The sequence below is a fragment of the Nonomuraea sp. NPDC050328 genome, from assembly GCF_044459405.1.
Classification (GTDB): domain Bacteria; phylum Actinomycetota; class Actinomycetes; order Streptosporangiales; family Streptosporangiaceae; genus Nonomuraea.
The window spans coordinates 102,418-117,550 of sequence record NZ_JBITIW010000009.1 but is presented as its reverse complement, the minus strand read 5'-3'; the positions used below and the strand labels follow the sequence as shown (position 1 = coordinate 117,550).

At 71.2% G+C, this 15,133-nt stretch carries 16 protein-coding genes; 8 read left to right on the top strand and 8 right to left on the bottom strand.

Annotated features, from left to right (window positions below; genetic code table 11):
* Positions 1-47: 47 nt before the first annotated feature.
* The 3 genes from ACIBG7_RS30235 to ACIBG7_RS30225 are packed head-to-tail and all read right to left on the bottom strand — an operon-like array spanning position 48 to position 2,722.
* Positions 48-1,106, bottom strand: a complete 1,059-nt coding sequence (locus tag ACIBG7_RS30235; RefSeq protein WP_397338416.1) for a hypothetical protein — start codon at positions 1,104-1,106, stop codon at positions 48-50.
* A 57-nt stretch (positions 1,107-1,163) separates the two neighbouring features.
* Positions 1,164-1,670, bottom strand: coding sequence for an isoprenylcysteine carboxyl methyltransferase family protein (locus ACIBG7_RS30230; protein WP_357919447.1), 507 nt, complete (start codon positions 1,668-1,670; stop codon positions 1,164-1,166).
* On the bottom strand, positions 1,664-2,722 hold the full coding sequence (locus tag ACIBG7_RS30225; protein ID WP_397338415.1) for a type III polyketide synthase: 1,059 nt from the start codon (positions 2,720-2,722) through the stop codon (positions 1,664-1,666). Before ACIBG7_RS30225 ends, ACIBG7_RS30230 begins: the two co-directional genes overlap by 7 nt.
* 175 nt (positions 2,723-2,897) lie before the next feature.
* On the opposite strand from ACIBG7_RS30225, the gene ACIBG7_RS30220 reads away from it, so the two are divergent.
* Both ACIBG7_RS30220 and ACIBG7_RS30215 read left to right on the top strand, forming a co-directional pair.
* A complete protein-coding gene (locus ACIBG7_RS30220) occupies positions 2,898-3,752 on the top strand; it encodes a sulfotransferase (RefSeq protein ID WP_357919442.1) in 855 nt (284 codons plus the stop codon).
* Positions 3,749-4,900 carry a glycosyltransferase family 4 protein gene (locus ACIBG7_RS30215; RefSeq protein WP_397338414.1) on the top strand — a complete coding sequence of 384 codons (1,152 nt, stop codon included), beginning with the start codon at positions 3,749-3,751 and terminating at the stop codon, positions 4,898-4,900. The genes ACIBG7_RS30220 and ACIBG7_RS30215 overlap by 4 nt, the downstream gene beginning before the upstream one ends.
* On the opposite strand, the gene ACIBG7_RS30210 is transcribed toward ACIBG7_RS30215, so the two are convergent.
* From ACIBG7_RS30210 to ACIBG7_RS30200, 3 genes are read right to left on the bottom strand one after another with little or no spacing between them, the layout of a single operon-like run.
* A complete protein-coding gene (locus ACIBG7_RS30210; protein WP_397338413.1) occupies positions 4,872-5,669 on the bottom strand; it encodes an ABC transporter permease in 798 nt (265 codons plus the stop codon). The two genes, ACIBG7_RS30215 and ACIBG7_RS30210, sit on opposite strands and share 29 nt — an antisense overlap.
* The gene (locus tag ACIBG7_RS30205) at positions 5,662-6,411 is read right to left on the bottom strand and encodes an ABC transporter permease (protein WP_397338412.1); all 750 of its coding nucleotides are present in this window, start codon (positions 6,409-6,411) and stop codon (positions 5,662-5,664) included. Before ACIBG7_RS30205 ends, ACIBG7_RS30210 begins: the two co-directional genes overlap by 8 nt.
* Entirely contained in the window at positions 6,408-7,346 is a 939-nt protein-coding gene (locus ACIBG7_RS30200; RefSeq protein ID WP_397338411.1) for an ATP-binding cassette domain-containing protein, read from the bottom strand. Before ACIBG7_RS30200 ends, ACIBG7_RS30205 begins: the two co-directional genes overlap by 4 nt.
* 68 nt (positions 7,347-7,414) lie before the next feature.
* Here ACIBG7_RS30200 and ACIBG7_RS30195 point away from each other — a divergent pair, with 68 nt between their 5' ends.
* The 5 genes from ACIBG7_RS30195 (at position 7,415) to ACIBG7_RS30175 (ending at position 12,253) form a co-directional block, all read left to right on the top strand.
* Positions 7,415-8,311: a diacylglycerol/lipid kinase family protein gene (locus tag ACIBG7_RS30195; protein ID WP_397338410.1), complete on the top strand. Its 897-nt coding sequence runs from the start codon at positions 7,415-7,417 to the stop codon at positions 8,309-8,311.
* 4 nt (positions 8,312-8,315) lie between these two features.
* Positions 8,316-9,893 (top strand): lysine--tRNA ligase, encoded by a 1,578-nt coding sequence (gene lysS / locus ACIBG7_RS30190; RefSeq protein ID WP_397338409.1) that lies wholly within the window; start codon positions 8,316-8,318, stop codon positions 9,891-9,893.
* 119 nt (positions 9,894-10,012) lie between these two features.
* A complete protein-coding gene (locus ACIBG7_RS30185; protein ID WP_357919422.1) occupies positions 10,013-10,735 on the top strand; it encodes a glycosyltransferase family 2 protein in 723 nt (240 codons plus the stop codon).
* 9 nt (positions 10,736-10,744) lie between these two features.
* Entirely contained in the window at positions 10,745-11,716 is a 972-nt protein-coding gene (locus ACIBG7_RS30180) for a 2-dehydropantoate 2-reductase N-terminal domain-containing protein (protein WP_357919419.1), read from the top strand.
* Between the two features lie 36 nt (positions 11,717-11,752).
* Complete coding sequence (locus tag ACIBG7_RS30175; RefSeq protein ID WP_357919416.1) at positions 11,753-12,253, top strand: hypothetical protein; 501 nt, start codon at positions 11,753-11,755, stop codon at positions 12,251-12,253.
* A gap of 10 nt (positions 12,254-12,263) precedes the next feature.
* Here ACIBG7_RS30175 and ACIBG7_RS30170 read toward each other — a convergent pair whose 3' ends face one another.
* Complete coding sequence (locus tag ACIBG7_RS30170; protein WP_357919413.1) at positions 12,264-12,689, bottom strand: hypothetical protein; 426 nt, start codon at positions 12,687-12,689, stop codon at positions 12,264-12,266.
* 62 nt (positions 12,690-12,751) lie between these two features.
* On the opposite strand from ACIBG7_RS30170, the gene ACIBG7_RS30165 reads away from it, so the two are divergent.
* The gene (locus ACIBG7_RS30165; protein WP_397338408.1) at positions 12,752-14,650 is read left to right on the top strand and encodes a nitrate- and nitrite sensing domain-containing protein; all 1,899 of its coding nucleotides are present in this window, start codon (positions 12,752-12,754) and stop codon (positions 14,648-14,650) included.
* On the opposite strand, the gene ACIBG7_RS30160 is transcribed toward ACIBG7_RS30165, so the two are convergent.
* Positions 14,623-15,090 (bottom strand): NUDIX hydrolase, encoded by a 468-nt coding sequence (locus ACIBG7_RS30160; RefSeq protein WP_357919406.1) that lies wholly within the window; start codon positions 15,088-15,090, stop codon positions 14,623-14,625. The two genes, ACIBG7_RS30165 and ACIBG7_RS30160, sit on opposite strands and share 28 nt — an antisense overlap.
* Between the last annotated feature and the right edge of the window lie 43 nt (positions 15,091-15,133).

Genomic DNA, 15,133 nt, shown 5'->3' with positions numbered 1-15,133 from the left:
CGTCTCAGCGTGGGGAGCCGCGAGATCCACACGAGCCAACGCGTAGTTCATGACCCGCCGCCACTCACCTCCCGCGCGGCCCAGGCTTGGGCGATCTTGTCGCGGGCCAGGGCGTTCAGGGCGGCGCGGTGGGCGGGGTCCTCGGCCCAGTAGGCCTCGGCGCACAGGACCCGGGCGGCCTCGTGGGGTTCGGCGTCACGGACGAGGTAGAAGGCGCCGTCGTAGCGGGCACGGTCGGGGTCGGTGCGCAGGACGGTGACGACGGCGGAGACGAGGATCCGCCGGGTGAAGGGGTCGGTGACGTGAACCTGCCGGCCGGCGGTGAAGGTGGGGTCGACGGCCGGCGGGGGCGCCCCGTCGAGGTAGTCGGTCTCCCAGCGCCACAGCCGGCGCGCCACCCCGGGAGGCAGGGAGTGGGTGTCGGCCGCGACGGTGTAGACGTGGTCGCCGGGCCGGCAGAGGGCCATGGCGATACGGTCGGCGTCGGCCTCGCGGCGCAGCCAGTCCTCGCGGGCGGCCGGGGACAGGTCGTAGACCGCTTCCGGCAGCAGGGCGCCGGGTCTCAGGCGGGGACGGCCGCCGGGGGTGTCGCGGGAGGTGACCCAGTCGGCGGCCACGGAGACCGGGACCGGAGGCGCGACGCCCGAGGGGCGCGGGGCGAGGTCGGCCTCGGAGAGGTCGACGCTCTGGCCGTGGACGCCACGGTAGAAGTACGGGAGCGGACGCGCGTGCACGGCCGGGTCGAAGACGTCGCGGATCGGCCAGAAGCGCAGCAGCCAGCTCTCGGCCTCGTCGTCGGGAACCGGCCGGTAGTAGGCGGCGAAGCCGTACTCGAACAGCGGCGGCCCGATCAGGAAGGGCCGGCCCGGGCTCTCCAGCGTGGAGGCGGGCTGGATGACGCCGGTGTCGGCCACGAAGGTGCCCTGCCGGGCCGGGAGCCAGGAGGTGGGCGGGCCCGGGTCGGCGTCCCAGGCTTCGAGGCGGACGGGCGCCTCGTAGTGGTAGCCGCTCGGGCAACGCCAGGGGTCGAGGGCGGCGCCCAGCAGGCCCAGCTTGCCGTACTCGATGTCGAGCAGGTCGTCGAGGTGCCGCAGGAGGTGGGGCATCGGGAGGCTCTCTGATCCGGGGGCGATCAGTATGCCGGAGCCGGCCGACAGATTCGGCTAGGCGGTCGAGAGGGCCTGGTTCTCCACCCGGATGCGTACGGCCAGCAGCGCCGCGTTGGCGAGCGTGAAGAGCAGCGCGGTGAGCCAGGCGGTGTGGACGAGCGGCAACGCCAGCCCCTCCACGACGACGGCGACGTAGTTGGGGTGACGCAGCAGCCGGTAGGGCCCGGCCGAGACGAGCGGCAGCCCGGGCACGATGATCACGCGGGTGTTCCACCGGTGCCCGAGGGTGGTGATGCACCACCAGCGCAGGGCCTGCGCCAGGACGACGAGGGCGAGCATCGGCCAGCCGAGCCACGGCAGGAACGGCCGGTCCAGCAGCCAGACCTCCAGGGGCGCGCCGACCAGCAGCGCGACGTGCGCCAGGACGATCCCGGGATAGTGGGAGCGGCCGTACTCGATGCCGCCCCGCGCACGGGCCCAGGCGAGGTTGCGCCGGGCGACGACCAGCTCGGCCAGCCGTTCGACGCCGACCAGCCCGATCAGCACCAGGTAGCTCACCACCGCAGCAGCACCAGCTCGGCGGAGAAGCCGGGGCCGAGGGCCATGAGCAGGCCGTGCTCGCCCGGTTCGCCGGGCCGGCGGGCGATGGTCTCCTGCAAAACGTTGAGCACCGACACCGAGGACAGGTTGCCGATGGCCTGCAGCGAGTGCCAGGTGAGGTCGAGCGCGCCCGGCCGCAGGGACAGGACCTGATCGATGGCCTCGATGACCTTGGGGCCGCCGGGATGGCAGACCCAGGAGGTGACCTCGGCCGGGGACAGGCCGTGGTCGGCCAGGAAGCCGGTGACGTCGCCGGCGAGTTCGGCTTCGACGAGCTCGACCAGGTCGGCCGCCAGGACGATGCGGAAGCCGTGTTCGCCGACCTCCCAGCCCATGATCCGCTCGGTGTCCGGGTAGAGCCGGCTGCGGGTCGCGATCACCGACGGGCCCACGGCCTGGTCGGGTGTGGTGGGTGAGCGTTCGTCGCCCCAGGCGACCACCGCGCCGGCTCCGTCGCCGAACAGCCCGCTGGCCACCAGGTTGGCCACGGAGGTGTCTTCCCGCTGCACGGTCAGCGAGCACAGCTCGACGCAGACGACCAGCCCGGCCTGCAGCGGATGGCCGAGCAGCAGGTCGTTCATCCGGGCGAGGCCGGCCGCCCCGCCCGCGCAGCCGAGCCCGAAGACCGGGACCCGCTTGACGTCCGGCCGCAGCCCGACCCGCTGGGCGAGCCGGGCGTCCAGGGACGGGGTGGCCACGCCGGTCGAGGAGCACCACACCAGGTGGTCGATCTGCTCGGGGGCGGTCCCGCTGCGGGCCAGCGCCTCCTTGACCGCCCGTTCGGCCAGGTCGAGGGCGTGGGTGACGTACTGGTCGTTGGCCGCGGTGAAGCCGTCGAGCCGTTCGTAGTCCTCCAGCGGCAGCGCCAGGGAGCGCCCGGTGATCTGGGTGGCCTCGTGGAAGCGCCGCAACAGCCCGTGGTCGGCCGAGCTCAGCCGGGCGAACGCCTCGGTCAGCTCGGCCTGGGAGTAGCGGTGATCGGGAACGACCGTGTCCACGGCGGCGATACGCATACCTGTCTTCTGCCACCCCGCGAGTAGCACTAACGTCACAACGGGTGCATCGGCCCCTATAACTGCGCTTAATTCCGGAAAACTCCCAGAGAACTCCCAGGAATTCTCCCGTCAGTGCACAGTATCGGTATAGCTCCCAGGGAACTACCAGGAAGAACGGGTACCGTGCCTCGGCATGAATTGGCAGCGAAAGCTCAATAAGGCGCTTGCCAGATATACCGGATTTCACGTAAATCGAGTAGGAAATACGGAGGAGTCGCAGCAGGCGCCCCCGGAGGCCGAGTACCGCCGCCCGGCCGATCCCAAGACCGACCGCCTGCTCGACGCGCCGATCTTCCTGCTCTGTCCGGTCCGGTCTGGCTCGACGTTGCTGCGCGCGATGCTCAACGCCCATTCGCAGCTTCACGCCCCCCACGAACTGCACGTCCGCCGGCTGACCGTCGGCTTCGGCACCTCGCTGAGCGAACGCGCGATGCGCGAACTCGGCCACAACCGCGCCGACTTGGAACACCTGCTCTGGGACCGGGTCCTGCACCGCGAACTGCTCCGCAGCGGCAAGCAGTACATCGTGGACAAGACCCCGGCCAACGCCTTCGCCTTCGAGCGGCTGGCCACCTGCTGGCCGGACGCCCGCTTCGTCTTCCTGATCCGCCATCCGGCCTCGATCGCCGCCTCCTGGCAGGAGGCCAGCCCCGACCGGCGCAGCCCCGAGGAGGCGGTCACCGACGCGCTGCGGTACATGAAGGCCGTCGAGCGCGCCCGCAAGGCGCTGACCGGCCCCACGATCCGCTACGAGGATCTCGTCGCCGACCCGGAAGCCCAGCTCCGCGTCATCTGCGACCACCTCGGTCTGGCCTTCGAACCCCAGATGCTGGAGTACGGCGAGCAAGCCGTGATCACCAAGGGCCTGGGCGACTGGAAGGACAAGATCCGCTCGGGCCGGGTGCAGCCGGGCCGCGACCTGCCGGACCCGGCCGAGGTCCCTGAGCCGCTCCACCCGATCTGCAAGCGCTGGGGATACCTGCCATGAAGATCCGCTACCTGCTGCTGCACGCCTACGGTCTCGGCGGCACGATCAGGACGGTGACCAACCAGGCCAACGCCATGGCCGCGCGGGGCCACGAGGTCGAGGTGGTCAGCGTGGTGCGCCGCCGCGACGAGGCCCGCTTCAAGCTCGACCCGCGGGTGCGCCGCAGCGCCTTGGTCGACCAGCGCGGCGGCGTGGAGCCCGACTCGCTGAGCCGCCGGGCCTGGCGCAAGCTGCGCGGCCGGGTGGTGCCGAGGGGCGAGTTCGCCGCCGACTGGTTCACCGAGCGGGTCGAGCGCGCCGTGATCGACTACGTCTCCGGCCTGCGCGACGGCATCCTGGTCACCACCCGCCCGGCCCTGAACCTGATCTCCGCCCGGCGCGGCTCGGCGCGCGTGGTGCGGGTGGCGCAGGAGCACATGAGCCTGACCGCCTACCGCGAGCCGGTGCGCCAGGAGATCGCCAAGTACTACGGCCGGCTCGACGCCGTCCAGGTGCTGACCAAGGCCAACCAGGAGGAGTACCACGGCCTGCTCCCCGGCATCCGGGTGGTGCGCATCCCCAACGCGGTGCACTCGGTGGACAACAAGCACTCCGCGCAGGAGCACCGCACCGTCGTCGCGGTCGGCCGGCTGGTCACCCAGAAGGGCTTCGACCTGCTCATCCCGGCCTTCACCCAGGCCGCCGAGCGGCATCCCGGCTGGCAGTTGCGCATCTACGGCAGCGGCGCGCGCCGAGACCAGCTCCAGGCGCTGATCGGCGACCCCGAGCGGATCCGCCTCATGGGCTCGACCGGCCGGCTGGACGAGCATCTGGCCAAGTCGGCGATCTACGTCCTCAGCTCCCGCTTCGAGGGCCTGCCGATGGCGATGATCGAGGCGATGACGCACGCCCTGCCGGTCGTCTCCTTCGACTGCCCGACCGGGCCGCGCGACGTGCTCACCCACGGCGTGGACGGCCTGCTGGTGCCGCCGGAGGACGTGGCCGGCCTGACCGCCGCGCTCGACCTGCTGATGGGCGACCGGGAGCTGCGGCTGCGGATGGGCGCCGCGGCGGCGGCCACCGCGCGGGCCTACTCGACCGAGCAGGTGACGCCGCTGTGGGAGGAGCTGTTCACCGAGCTCAGCTCCCGACGCTCTGGTAGTGCTTGAGCTGTCCCCGCCACAAGCGGTGCGCCAGCCAGAACAGCGCCAGCCCCACCAGCGGTGAGGCGTAGGCCAGCGGATGCGCGAACTTGTCGAGGATCACCGCGGCCGGCAGGTAGGCGACGAAGGCCACCGGCAGCACGAAGGTCAGCAGCCACTCGGTGACCCCGCCGAAGACCTTCATCGGGTAGGAGCCGAACTTGCTGAACATCTCGTCCACGAAGACCCGCAGGGCGAAGGTGTCGAGCAGCCGCAACGACAAGGAGGAGAGCCCGAGGTAGAAGGCCCCCTCGATCAACGCGCCGCCCACGATCGCGGTGAGCGCGAACAGCATCAGCCCGGGCGTCCACTCGACGCCGGCCGTGCCGCCGGCGACCGCCAGCAGGGCCACGCCCACCGCGAGGTCGCCGGCCTGGCTGAGCCCGAGGCGGCTGCCCATGATCTGCACCAGCGGGTCGAGCGGGCGCAGCAGGTAGCGGTCGAAGGTCCCCTCGCGGACGAGCTGTTCCAGCGAGCCGACGTTGAACAGCGGGATCATCGCCACGCCGTGCGCGGTCAGGCGCAAGCCGTACAGGAAGGCCACCTCGCCGAGGGTCCAGCCGCCCAGTGCCGGGAAGGTGTGCATGACGACCCAGATGAAGGCGAAGCCGGCGCCCTGCCAGACCGCGCCGCAGAGCATGCCGATGTAGGCGTTCGCGCGGTACTGCATCGCCCCGCGCACGCTGGCGCGCTGCAGGACCCAGTACAACCGGAGGGTACGGCGGAGCTCAGCCACCCTGGATCACCACCCGCCGCCGGGCCCGCGACCAGGTGAGCGCGAGCAGACCCCACAACCCGAGCACCCAGGCCACCTCGACCGCGAGCACGCGCGGCAGGTCGGTCAGGTGGCCGACGTAGAGGCCGGCCGGCACGAAGCCGAGGTACTTGAACGGCAACACGTCGGCCAGCACGCCGAGGAAGCCGGGGAAGAAGCTGAGCGGCACCATGGCCCCCGCGAAGAACCGGCTGACCAACTGGAACAGCAACTGCACCGCGCCGATCTCCAGGGTCCAGAAGCTGATCATGCTGACCAGCAGGGCGAGCTCGACCGCGATGAGGTAGCCGAGCAGCAGGCTGGCGAGGTAGCCGGGCAGGTCGGCCGGCGCGGTGACCGAGCCGACCAGCAGCACGACCGGGATCACCGGCAGGAGCATGAGCAGCGAGGCGGCGGTGTTGCCCACCTGGAAGGCGGTCATCTGCCGCAGGTAGCCGACCGGCCGGGCCAGGTCGAAGAAGACGGTGCCGGAGCCGACCCGCCAGGCGACGATCCGGCCGACGACCATCTGGGTGGCGAAGCCCTGGAGGTTGGCGAGGGTCAGGTAGGCCAGCAGCTCCTCCAGCGTGAAGCCGAGGTGGGAGCCGCCGTAGACGTTGGTCCAGATCATGCGGAGCAGGAAGACCTGGGCGATGAGCGCGATCACCGTCATGACCAGGCTGCTGCGGTAGGCCAGTGCCATGCGGAAGCCGACGCGGATCATCGGGTGTAGATCCTCTTGATCACGCTTTCCAGGTCGGGTTCGATGACCGCCATGTCGCGGATGGTGTGCGCGCCGGTGATCTCCGCGATCAGGGCGGGCAGGTCGTCGCGGATGGGGAAGGTGTAGCTGCCGTCCTCGGCCCGCCGTACGCCGCGCAGTTCCTCCGGACCGGCGTCGAGCTGGACCACGAGCCGGCGCGGCTCGTCCACGAGGGCCTCGATGGCGCCGTCGAAGATGACCTTGCCGTGGTCGATCAGGATGATGCGCCGGCACAGCGCCTCGACGTCGGCCAGGTCGTGCGTGGTGAGGATGACCGTGGTGTCGCCGGTGCGGTTGGTCTCGGTGACGAACTCGCGGACCGCTTCCTTGGCCAGGACGTCGAGGCCGACGGTCGGTTCGTCGAGGTAGAGCAGGGGCGGTTCGTAGAGCACGGCGGCGGCCAGGTCGCCGCGCATGCGCTGGCCGAGGCTGAGCTGGCGGACCGGGGTGTCGAGGAAGGGGTCGAGGCCGAGCAGGTCGCGCAGCTTGCGCAACGAGGACTCGAAGCGGGGGGCCGGCACGTCGTAGAGCGAGCCGACCAGGCGTAACGACTCGATCAGCGGCAGGTCCCACCAGAGCTGGCTGCGCTGGCCGAACACGACGCCCACGTTGCGGGCGTTGGCCGCGCGGTCGCGCCACGGGATCAGGCCGTCGACCTCGACGGTGCCGCTCGTCGGGGTGAGGATCCCGGTCAGGACCTTGATCGTCGTAGATTTGCCGGCGCCGTTGGGGCCCAGGTAGCCGACCACCTCGCCGCGGTCGAGCTCGAAGCCGACGCCGTCGACGGCGGTCTTCTCCTCGTACACGCGGGTGAACAGGGTGCGTACCGTGCCGAAGGGTCCGGAGAAGGTGCGTGGCCGGCGGAAGACCTTGGTTAACCCCTCGACCCTGATCATGCCGGAATCCTGCTTCACTCCTGCTGGGGCTGCAAATAGTTTTCAGCTCTCCGGGTAGTGCGGGGCCCATGAAAAAGGTTGCCGTCATCGCCCACCAGAAGAAGACGCTCGGCGGAGGCCTGGACGAGCTCCGGGTGCGGATCACCGAACGTGAGGTCGGCGAGTTGCTGTGGTACGAGGTGCCCAAGAGCCGCAAGGCCCCCAAGCAGGCCAAGAAGGCGCTCAAGGCCGGCGCCGAGCTGATCTTCGTCTGGGGCGGTGACGGCATGGTGCAGCGGTGCGTGGACGCGCTGGCCGGCAGCAAGGCCGTGATCGCCATCGTCCCCGCCGGGACCGCCAACCTGCTGGCCCGCAACCTCTGCGTCCCCGAGGACATGGAGGAGGCCGTGCGCATCGGCTTCGAGGGCGAGCGGCGCCGGCTCGACCTGGGCCGGCTCAACGGCGAGCACTTCGCGGTCATGGCCGGGGTCGGCTTCGACGCCGAGATGATCGCCGACGCCGACCGGGGGCTGAAGGAGCGGATGGGCCGGCTGGCCTACATGTGGACCGGACTGCGGCACGCGGGCGGCTCGACCACCCCGACCAAGATCAAGGTGGACGGCACCAAGTGGTTCGAGGGTGACGCGAGCTGCGTGCTGCTCGGCAACGTCGGCACCATCACCGGCGGCATCGAGGCCTTCGACGACGCCAGGCCCGACGACGGCTGGCTGGAGATCGGCGTGACCACCGCGCGCAGCAAGCTGGAGTGGGGCCGGCTGCTGGCCCAGATGGCCACCGGCCGCTCCGACGAGTCCCCGTTCGTGCGCATCACCCGCGCCCGCAAGGCCACGATCAAGCTCGCCGAGCCGCGCACCTACGAGCTCGACGGCGGCGCCCGGGGCACCGCCGACCGGCTGGAGGCGGAGATCCTGCCCGCGGGTATCACCGTCTGCGTGCCTGCGGAGGAAGGGGCTGCGCAACAATAGCCCGATGGACTGGGTCTCGAAGCTTGCCGATGAGGTCGTCGCCGAGGCGGAGCGCCGTGCGCCCGGCAAACCCATCGTCTGCGCCTCGGGGCTGAGCCCCTCGGGGCCGACCCACCTCGGCAACCTGCGCGAGGTCATGACGCCGCACCTGGTGGCCGAGGAGATCAGGCGGCGGGGGCACGACTGCGTGCACCTGCTGTCCTGGGACGACTACGACCGCTTCCGCAAGGTGCCGGCGGGCATCGACCCGTCCTGGGAGCAGCACGTCGGCAAGCCGTACACCGCCGTGCCCGCCCCGCCGGGCAGCCCGTACGAGAGCTGGGCCGAGCACTTCAAGGCGCCGATGACCGCCGCGATGGCCGAGCTCGGCGTCGAGGTGCGCGCGATCAGCCAGAGCGAGCAGTACACCAGCGGGGCCTACCGCGAGCAGATCCTGCTGGCCATGCGGCACCGCGAGACGATCAACGCGATCCTCGCCCAGTACCGCACCGCCGAGGTCACCCGGTACTTCCCCTACCGCCCGTACTGCGCCGACTGCGGCCGCGACCTGACCACCGTCACCGCCTACGACGACGAGAGCACCGAGCTGGCCTACACCTGCGCGTGCGGCTTCGGCGAGAGCGTACGGCTGGCCGAGCACGACCAGGGCAAACTGGTCTGGAAGGTCGACTGGCCCATGCGATGGGCCTACGAGGGCGTGATCTTCGAGCCCTCCGGCGTCGACCACCACTCGCCCGGCTCGGCCTGGGTGGTCGGCAAGGAGGTGGTGGAGAAGGTCTTCGCCGCCGAGCGGCCGATCGGCCCGATGTACGCCTTCGTCGGCATCACCGGCATGGCCAAGATGAGCAGCTCCAAGGGCGGCGTGCCGACCCCGTCCGACGCGCTGGAGATCATGGAGGCGCCGCTGCTGCGCTGGCTGTACGCGCGGCGCAAGCCGAACCAGTCCTTCAACGTCGCCTTCGATCAGGAGATCCACCGGCTCTACGACGAGTGGGACGCGCTCGGGCGCAAGGTGGCCGAGGGCCGGGCTCTGCCCGCCGACCTGGCCGCGCACCAGCGGGCGGTGCACTCGCTCGACCTGACCCCGACGGCGGTGCCGTACCGCACGCTGGCCTCGATCTCCGACATCACCACCGGCGAGGAGCGGCAGCTCGGGCGGATCCTGCGCGACCTGGGCGTGCCCACGCTGGAAGAGGTGCGGCCGCGGCTCGACAAGGCGCGCCGCTGGGCCGAGACGCAGTTGCCCGAGGAGGAGCGCACCCGGCTGCGCGCCGAACCGGCCACCGAGCCCCTCACCGAGCAGGAGCGGGAGGCGCTGCGCCTGCTGACCGACGGGCTCGACGAGCACTGGTCGCCGGAGGGGCTGACCGCGCTGGTGTACGGCGTGCCGAAGGTCATGGCCGGCCTGGCGCCCGACGCCCCGGCCACGCCCGAGCTGAAGGCGGCCCAGCGGGCCTTCTTCGTGCTCGTCTACCAGCGGCTGATCGGGCGCGACACCGGGCCGCGGCTGCCCACGTTGCTGCTGGCCGCGGGGGCGGACCGGGTTCGCGATCTTATCAGGCCAGGCATTTCTGCACAGTGATGTCAAGAGCGGGCATCGATCAATGGTGTCCAGCTCAGGACAGTTGATCATTGATAGGGCCGGGCCTCATGCAAGGGAGCGTCAAGCCGCTTGCAGGGGCTCTCCCGCATCGTTGGGCCATGAGCAGAACGTCCTCGCCCACCGTCAGCATCGTGGTCCCCGCGATGAACGAGGCCGCCAACCTCCCCCACGTGTTCGCCACCCTGCCTTCCTGGGTGGACGAAGTGATCCTCGTCGACGGCAACTCCGCCGACGACACCGTCGCCGTCGCGCGCCGGCTCCGGCCCGACCTGCGGGTCGTCACCCAGACGCGGCGCGGCAAGGGCAACGCGCTGATCGAGGGTTTCGCCGCCGCGAGCGGCGACATCATCGTGATGATCGACGCCGACGGCTCGACCGACGGCCGGGAGATCGGCGCGTTCGTCGCCGCCCTCGTCGAGGGCGCCGACTTCGCCAAGGGCTCGCGCTACCTGGCCGGTGGCGGGTCCGAAGACATCAGCCCGATCCGCTCGCTCGGCAACCGCGTGCTCACCGGGCTGACCAACGCCCTGTACGGCACGCGCTACACCGACCTGTGCTACGGCTACAACGCCTTCTGGCGGCACCACCTCGACGCGATGGCCCTCGATTGCGACGGATTCGAGATCGAGACGCTGATGAACGTGCGGGCCGCCCAGGCCGGCCTGCTCATCACCGAGGTGCCCAGCATGGAGCGCTCGCGCCTGCACGGCGAGAGCAACCTGCACGCCGTCCGCGACGGCTGGCGGGTGCTCAAGACCATCTTCCGTGAGCGTGGGCGCACCGCCCACCCGCTGCCCGCGGCGGTCGCGCTCGCGAAGTAGATTCGGCTGGTGCGCTACATCATCATCGGGGCCGGAGCCGTCGGCGGCACCATCGGCGGACGGCTCTTCCAGGCCGGCAAGAACGTTCTGCTCGTCGCCCGCGGCGCGCATCTGAGCGCGCTGCGGGAGACCGGACTGCGCCTGATGACCCCCGAGTCGGACGAGCTGCTGCCCATTCCCGCCACCGACCGGCCGGTCGACCCTCGCGAGGGCGACGTGCTGGTGGTGGCCACCAAGTCCCAGGACACCCTCGCCGCCCTCGACGCCTGGCCGCGCGACCTGCCGGTCTTCTGCGCGCAGAACGGCGTGGCCAACGAGGAGATGGTGCTGCGGCGCTTCCCCCGCGTCTACGGCGTGTGCGTGTGGTTGCCCGCCGCCCATCTCGAACCGGGCCTGGTCGCCTCCTACGGCTGGCCGCACTCCGGCCTCCTCCAGCTCGGCCGTTATCCACAGGGTGTGGACGAACTCGCCGAGCAGGTCTCGGCCGACCTGACCAAGAGCGGCTTCGTGGCCCCGGCCGGCCCTGACGTGATGCGCTTCAAGTACGGCAAGCTCCTCAGCAACCTGGGCAACGCGGTCGAAGCGCTCTGCGGGCACGACGAGAGCATCGCCGGCCTGGCCGCACAGGCCCGCGCGGAGGGCGAAGAGGTGTTGCGCGCGGCCGGGATCGCCTTCCCCAGCCGCGAGGAGGAGGCCGAGATCCGCGGCGACCGCGTCGACCTGCGGCCGATCGAGGGCCTGGCGCGCGGCGGCGGCTCGTCGTGGCAGAGCCTGGCCCGCGGCACCGGCTCGATCGAGGCCGACTACCTCAACGGGGAGATCGTGCTGCTGGCCCGCCGGCTCGGCATCGCGGCCCCGGTGAACGAGGTGCTGCAGCGCGAGGCCAACCGTGCCGCCCGCGAACGGCTGCGGCCGGGCTCGATGTCCGTGGCCGCGATCGAGGAGCTGATCGGCGGGTTTCGTGAGGCCACCGCCGGGTAGCTGGCGCTCGCTCTGACGACAGGGAGAGAGTGCATCATGTTAGTTCTGGGAGTGCTGCTGGTTCTGGCTGCCGCCGGAACCATCGCCTTTGTCGCGGTCAACTCGACCGCCATGTCCGACGTCACGTTGAGCGCCTTCGGTTACACCGTCGCCGCCAACCACCTGGAGATGTTCATCGGCGGGGCGGTGGTCGCCGCCGTACTGCTCCTGGGCATCTCGATGATCAGTTCTGGGGGCCGCCGGGCGACCGCCAGACGCCGGGAGATCCGCAAGGCCCGCCACGAGGCCGACACCCGCGTCGCGCGGCTGGAGGAGGAGAAGCGAGCCCTGCAGCGCAAGCTGGAGGACGAGCACACCGCCCAGCCGGACGTGCAGCCCATCCAGCCGGCGGCGAGCGACCGGCTCGTGGCCCGCGACCACAACCGTGACGGTCACCCGGACGGGCGCCCCGACGGGCACCTTGCCGGGCACCCCGACGGTCGTCACCGGGAGGACCGGCTCCAGGAGCGCCGGGACGGCACCACCGCGCGCACCTGACGAGGGATCCTCATTCGCCGCCTGCTCGCCGTTCCGGGAGCAGGCGGCCTTCGCGCCAGAGCGCCAGGCCGGTGAGCACCGCCCCGGCCCCCTCCCAGAGCCCGACGCCGAGGAACTCGGCGGGCGCCGCGCCCGAGACGACCAGGCCGGTGAAGACCGCGCAGGTCACCATCCGGAAGGGCACGGTCCAGCGGAAGAACGGCGTGAAGTCGGCCGCCGCCGCGAGGACGTAGTAGACGCCCATGTTGACCGCCGCCATCGACGAGGCGGCCATGTAGACCTTGGTGTAGTCGCCCGTCGCCCGGTCGTCCACCACCTCGAAGCCCAGCAGGCCGAGCAGCCCGTCCGGCCAGATCAGGCCGTAGAGGCCGAGCACCAGCGCCAGGAAGCCGAAGACGGCGATGCTCCAGCCGGACAACGAACGTGGAAGACGCACGGAAATCCTCTCAAAGGGGGGTGTAATCTGCGAGGCGCTCTCATCATGCACCCGGAGGTCGCATGCCCCCCAAGCGTGGCCGCCCGATCGCCCTCAAGATCCTCATCCTGCTCGCCGTGCCGCTGATCTCGCTGGCCGGTCTGTGGGGGTTCGCCGCCGGGCTCACCGGCGGTGACGGCCTGCGGCTGCTGGAGATCAACAACCTGGTCACCAACCTGGCCACCCCGTCGGAACAGGTGAACGCCGAGCTCCAGCAGGAGCGGCTGCTCACCATGGAGTTCCTGACCGGCCAGCCCAAGGAGCAGGAGCTGGCCGCCCAGCGCGCCCGCACCGACCGGGCGGTGACCGCCTTCTTCCTCCGCTCCGGAGCGCAGAAGAACCTCTCGCCCGAGCTCACCGCCGCCCTGGACACGCTCAGGCGCGAGCTGGACGGGCTGGCGCTGCTGCGCGGCGAGGTCAACGAGCGCGAGGCCACCCCGCTGAAGGCTATCGGCGGCTACAACCGCATGGTCGACGCGGGCTTCCGCATGTACGACCGGCTCATCCTGGTGCCGGACATGACGCTCTACCGCCAGGCCCGGGCGGTCACCATGCTCGGCGAGGCCAAGGAGCTGCTCTCGCGCGAGCGCGCCCTGATCGTCGTCACGATGGCGGCCGGGAAGGTCGGCGACGCCGAGCGGGCGATGTTCCTGGAGGCGATCTCGACCCGGCGGCTGCTGTTCGACCAGGCGCTCTCGCATCTGGACGACGCGCTCGGCGCGCCGTACGAGCGGCTGGCCGCCTCGCCGGAGTACCGGCGCTTCGCCGAGGCCGAGGACGCCATCCACGGGCAGGCGGCCAAGAACGGCCTGCCGGCCACCGCGGCGGGCTGGTCCAGCGCCACCGCCGACGTGTGGCGGATGGTCGAGCGCAACCAGTTGCTCGCGGTCGAGGGGCTGGTCGAGCGGGTGAACCCGGCGGCGGCCGGCATCCTGGTGAAGATCGGCATCGCCGGGGGGCTGGGGCTGCTGGCCGTACTGGCCTCGGTGTTGTTGTCGCTGCGATTCCGGCGCAAGCTCGTGCGCGAGCTGGCCGGGCTGCGCGACATGGCGATGGCGCTGGCGCACGCGGGCCTGCCCGCGCTGCTGCGCACGCTGAAGGAGAACCCGAAGGCGCGGCCGGAGGTGACCCCGCTGGACGTCAGGACCGAGACCACCGAGGTGACCGACATCGTGCACGCCTTCAACACGGTGCAGACCACGGCCGCCGAGACCGCGATGGGTCAGGCGCGGCTGCGGCACGGCGTCAACGAGGTCTTCGTCAACCTGGCCCGGCGCAACCAGTCGCTGCTGCACCGCCAGCTCATCCAGCTCGACGAGATGGAGAAGGGCGCCGACGACCCCGAGACGCTGGAGGACCTGTTCCGGCTCGACCACCTGACCACCCGCATGCGGCGGCACGCCGAGAGCCTCATCATCCTGTCCGGGCAGACGCCGGGGCGTGGCTGGCGGCGCGCGGTGCCGGTGATCGACGTGCTGCGCGCGGCCTCGGCCGAGGTGGAGGAGTACGCGCGGGTCGAGCTGGCCATGCCGCCGCGGGTCTCGCTCACCGGCGGCGCGGTGGCCGACGTGATCCACCTGCTGGCGGAGCTGATCGAGAACGCCACGCTCTTCTCGCCGCCGACCACCCGGGTGGACATGCGCGCGACCAGCGTGCCCGGCGGGCTGCTCATCGAGATCGAGGACCGCGGGCTCGGCCTCGGCCAGAGCGAGCTGGACGAGCTCAACGCCCGGCTGGCCGAGCCGCCGGAGTTCGACCTGGCCGAGAGCGACCGGCTGGGCCTGTTCGTGGTCGGGAAGCTGGCCGCGCGGCACGACGTGCGCGTGACGCTCGGCCCCTCCCCCTACGGCGGGCTGACCGCGACCGTGCTGCTGCCCTCCTCGGTGATCGCCGATCAGCTCACGGTGGTCGGCGGCAAGTAGCGGATCCGGCCGTCGGCCCGGGCCTCCCTGGCGGCCAGCAGGCGCTGGTGCAGGCTCGGGGCGAGCAGGCCGGCCGCCTCCTCGGGGTCGAAGAAGCCGTAGCCGTCCAGCTCGGCCTCCTGCACCTTGATCGGGGTGTCGGCGGGGATGACGCCGCAGTCGAAGACGAAGGAGACCAGCGGGTAGGGCCGGGTGTCGTAGGCCGGCACCCACTGGACCGCGAGCAGGTCGCCGACCGGCAGCTCCAGGCCGAGCTCCTCGGTGATCTCGCGGGCGCAGGCCTGGGCGGGCTCCTCGCCCGCGTCGAGGCTGCCGCCCGGGAAGATCCAGTGGTCACGGTAGTTGGGATCCACCAGCAGCACGCGGCCCTGCGGATCGGTGATGTAGGCCGCCGCGCCGGCGAGGACCCGGTGGATCGTGGACCAGAAGTCGTTCGTCACACGATCTATAGAAGCACGCCCGGTTTATTACCAAATTTCGGGA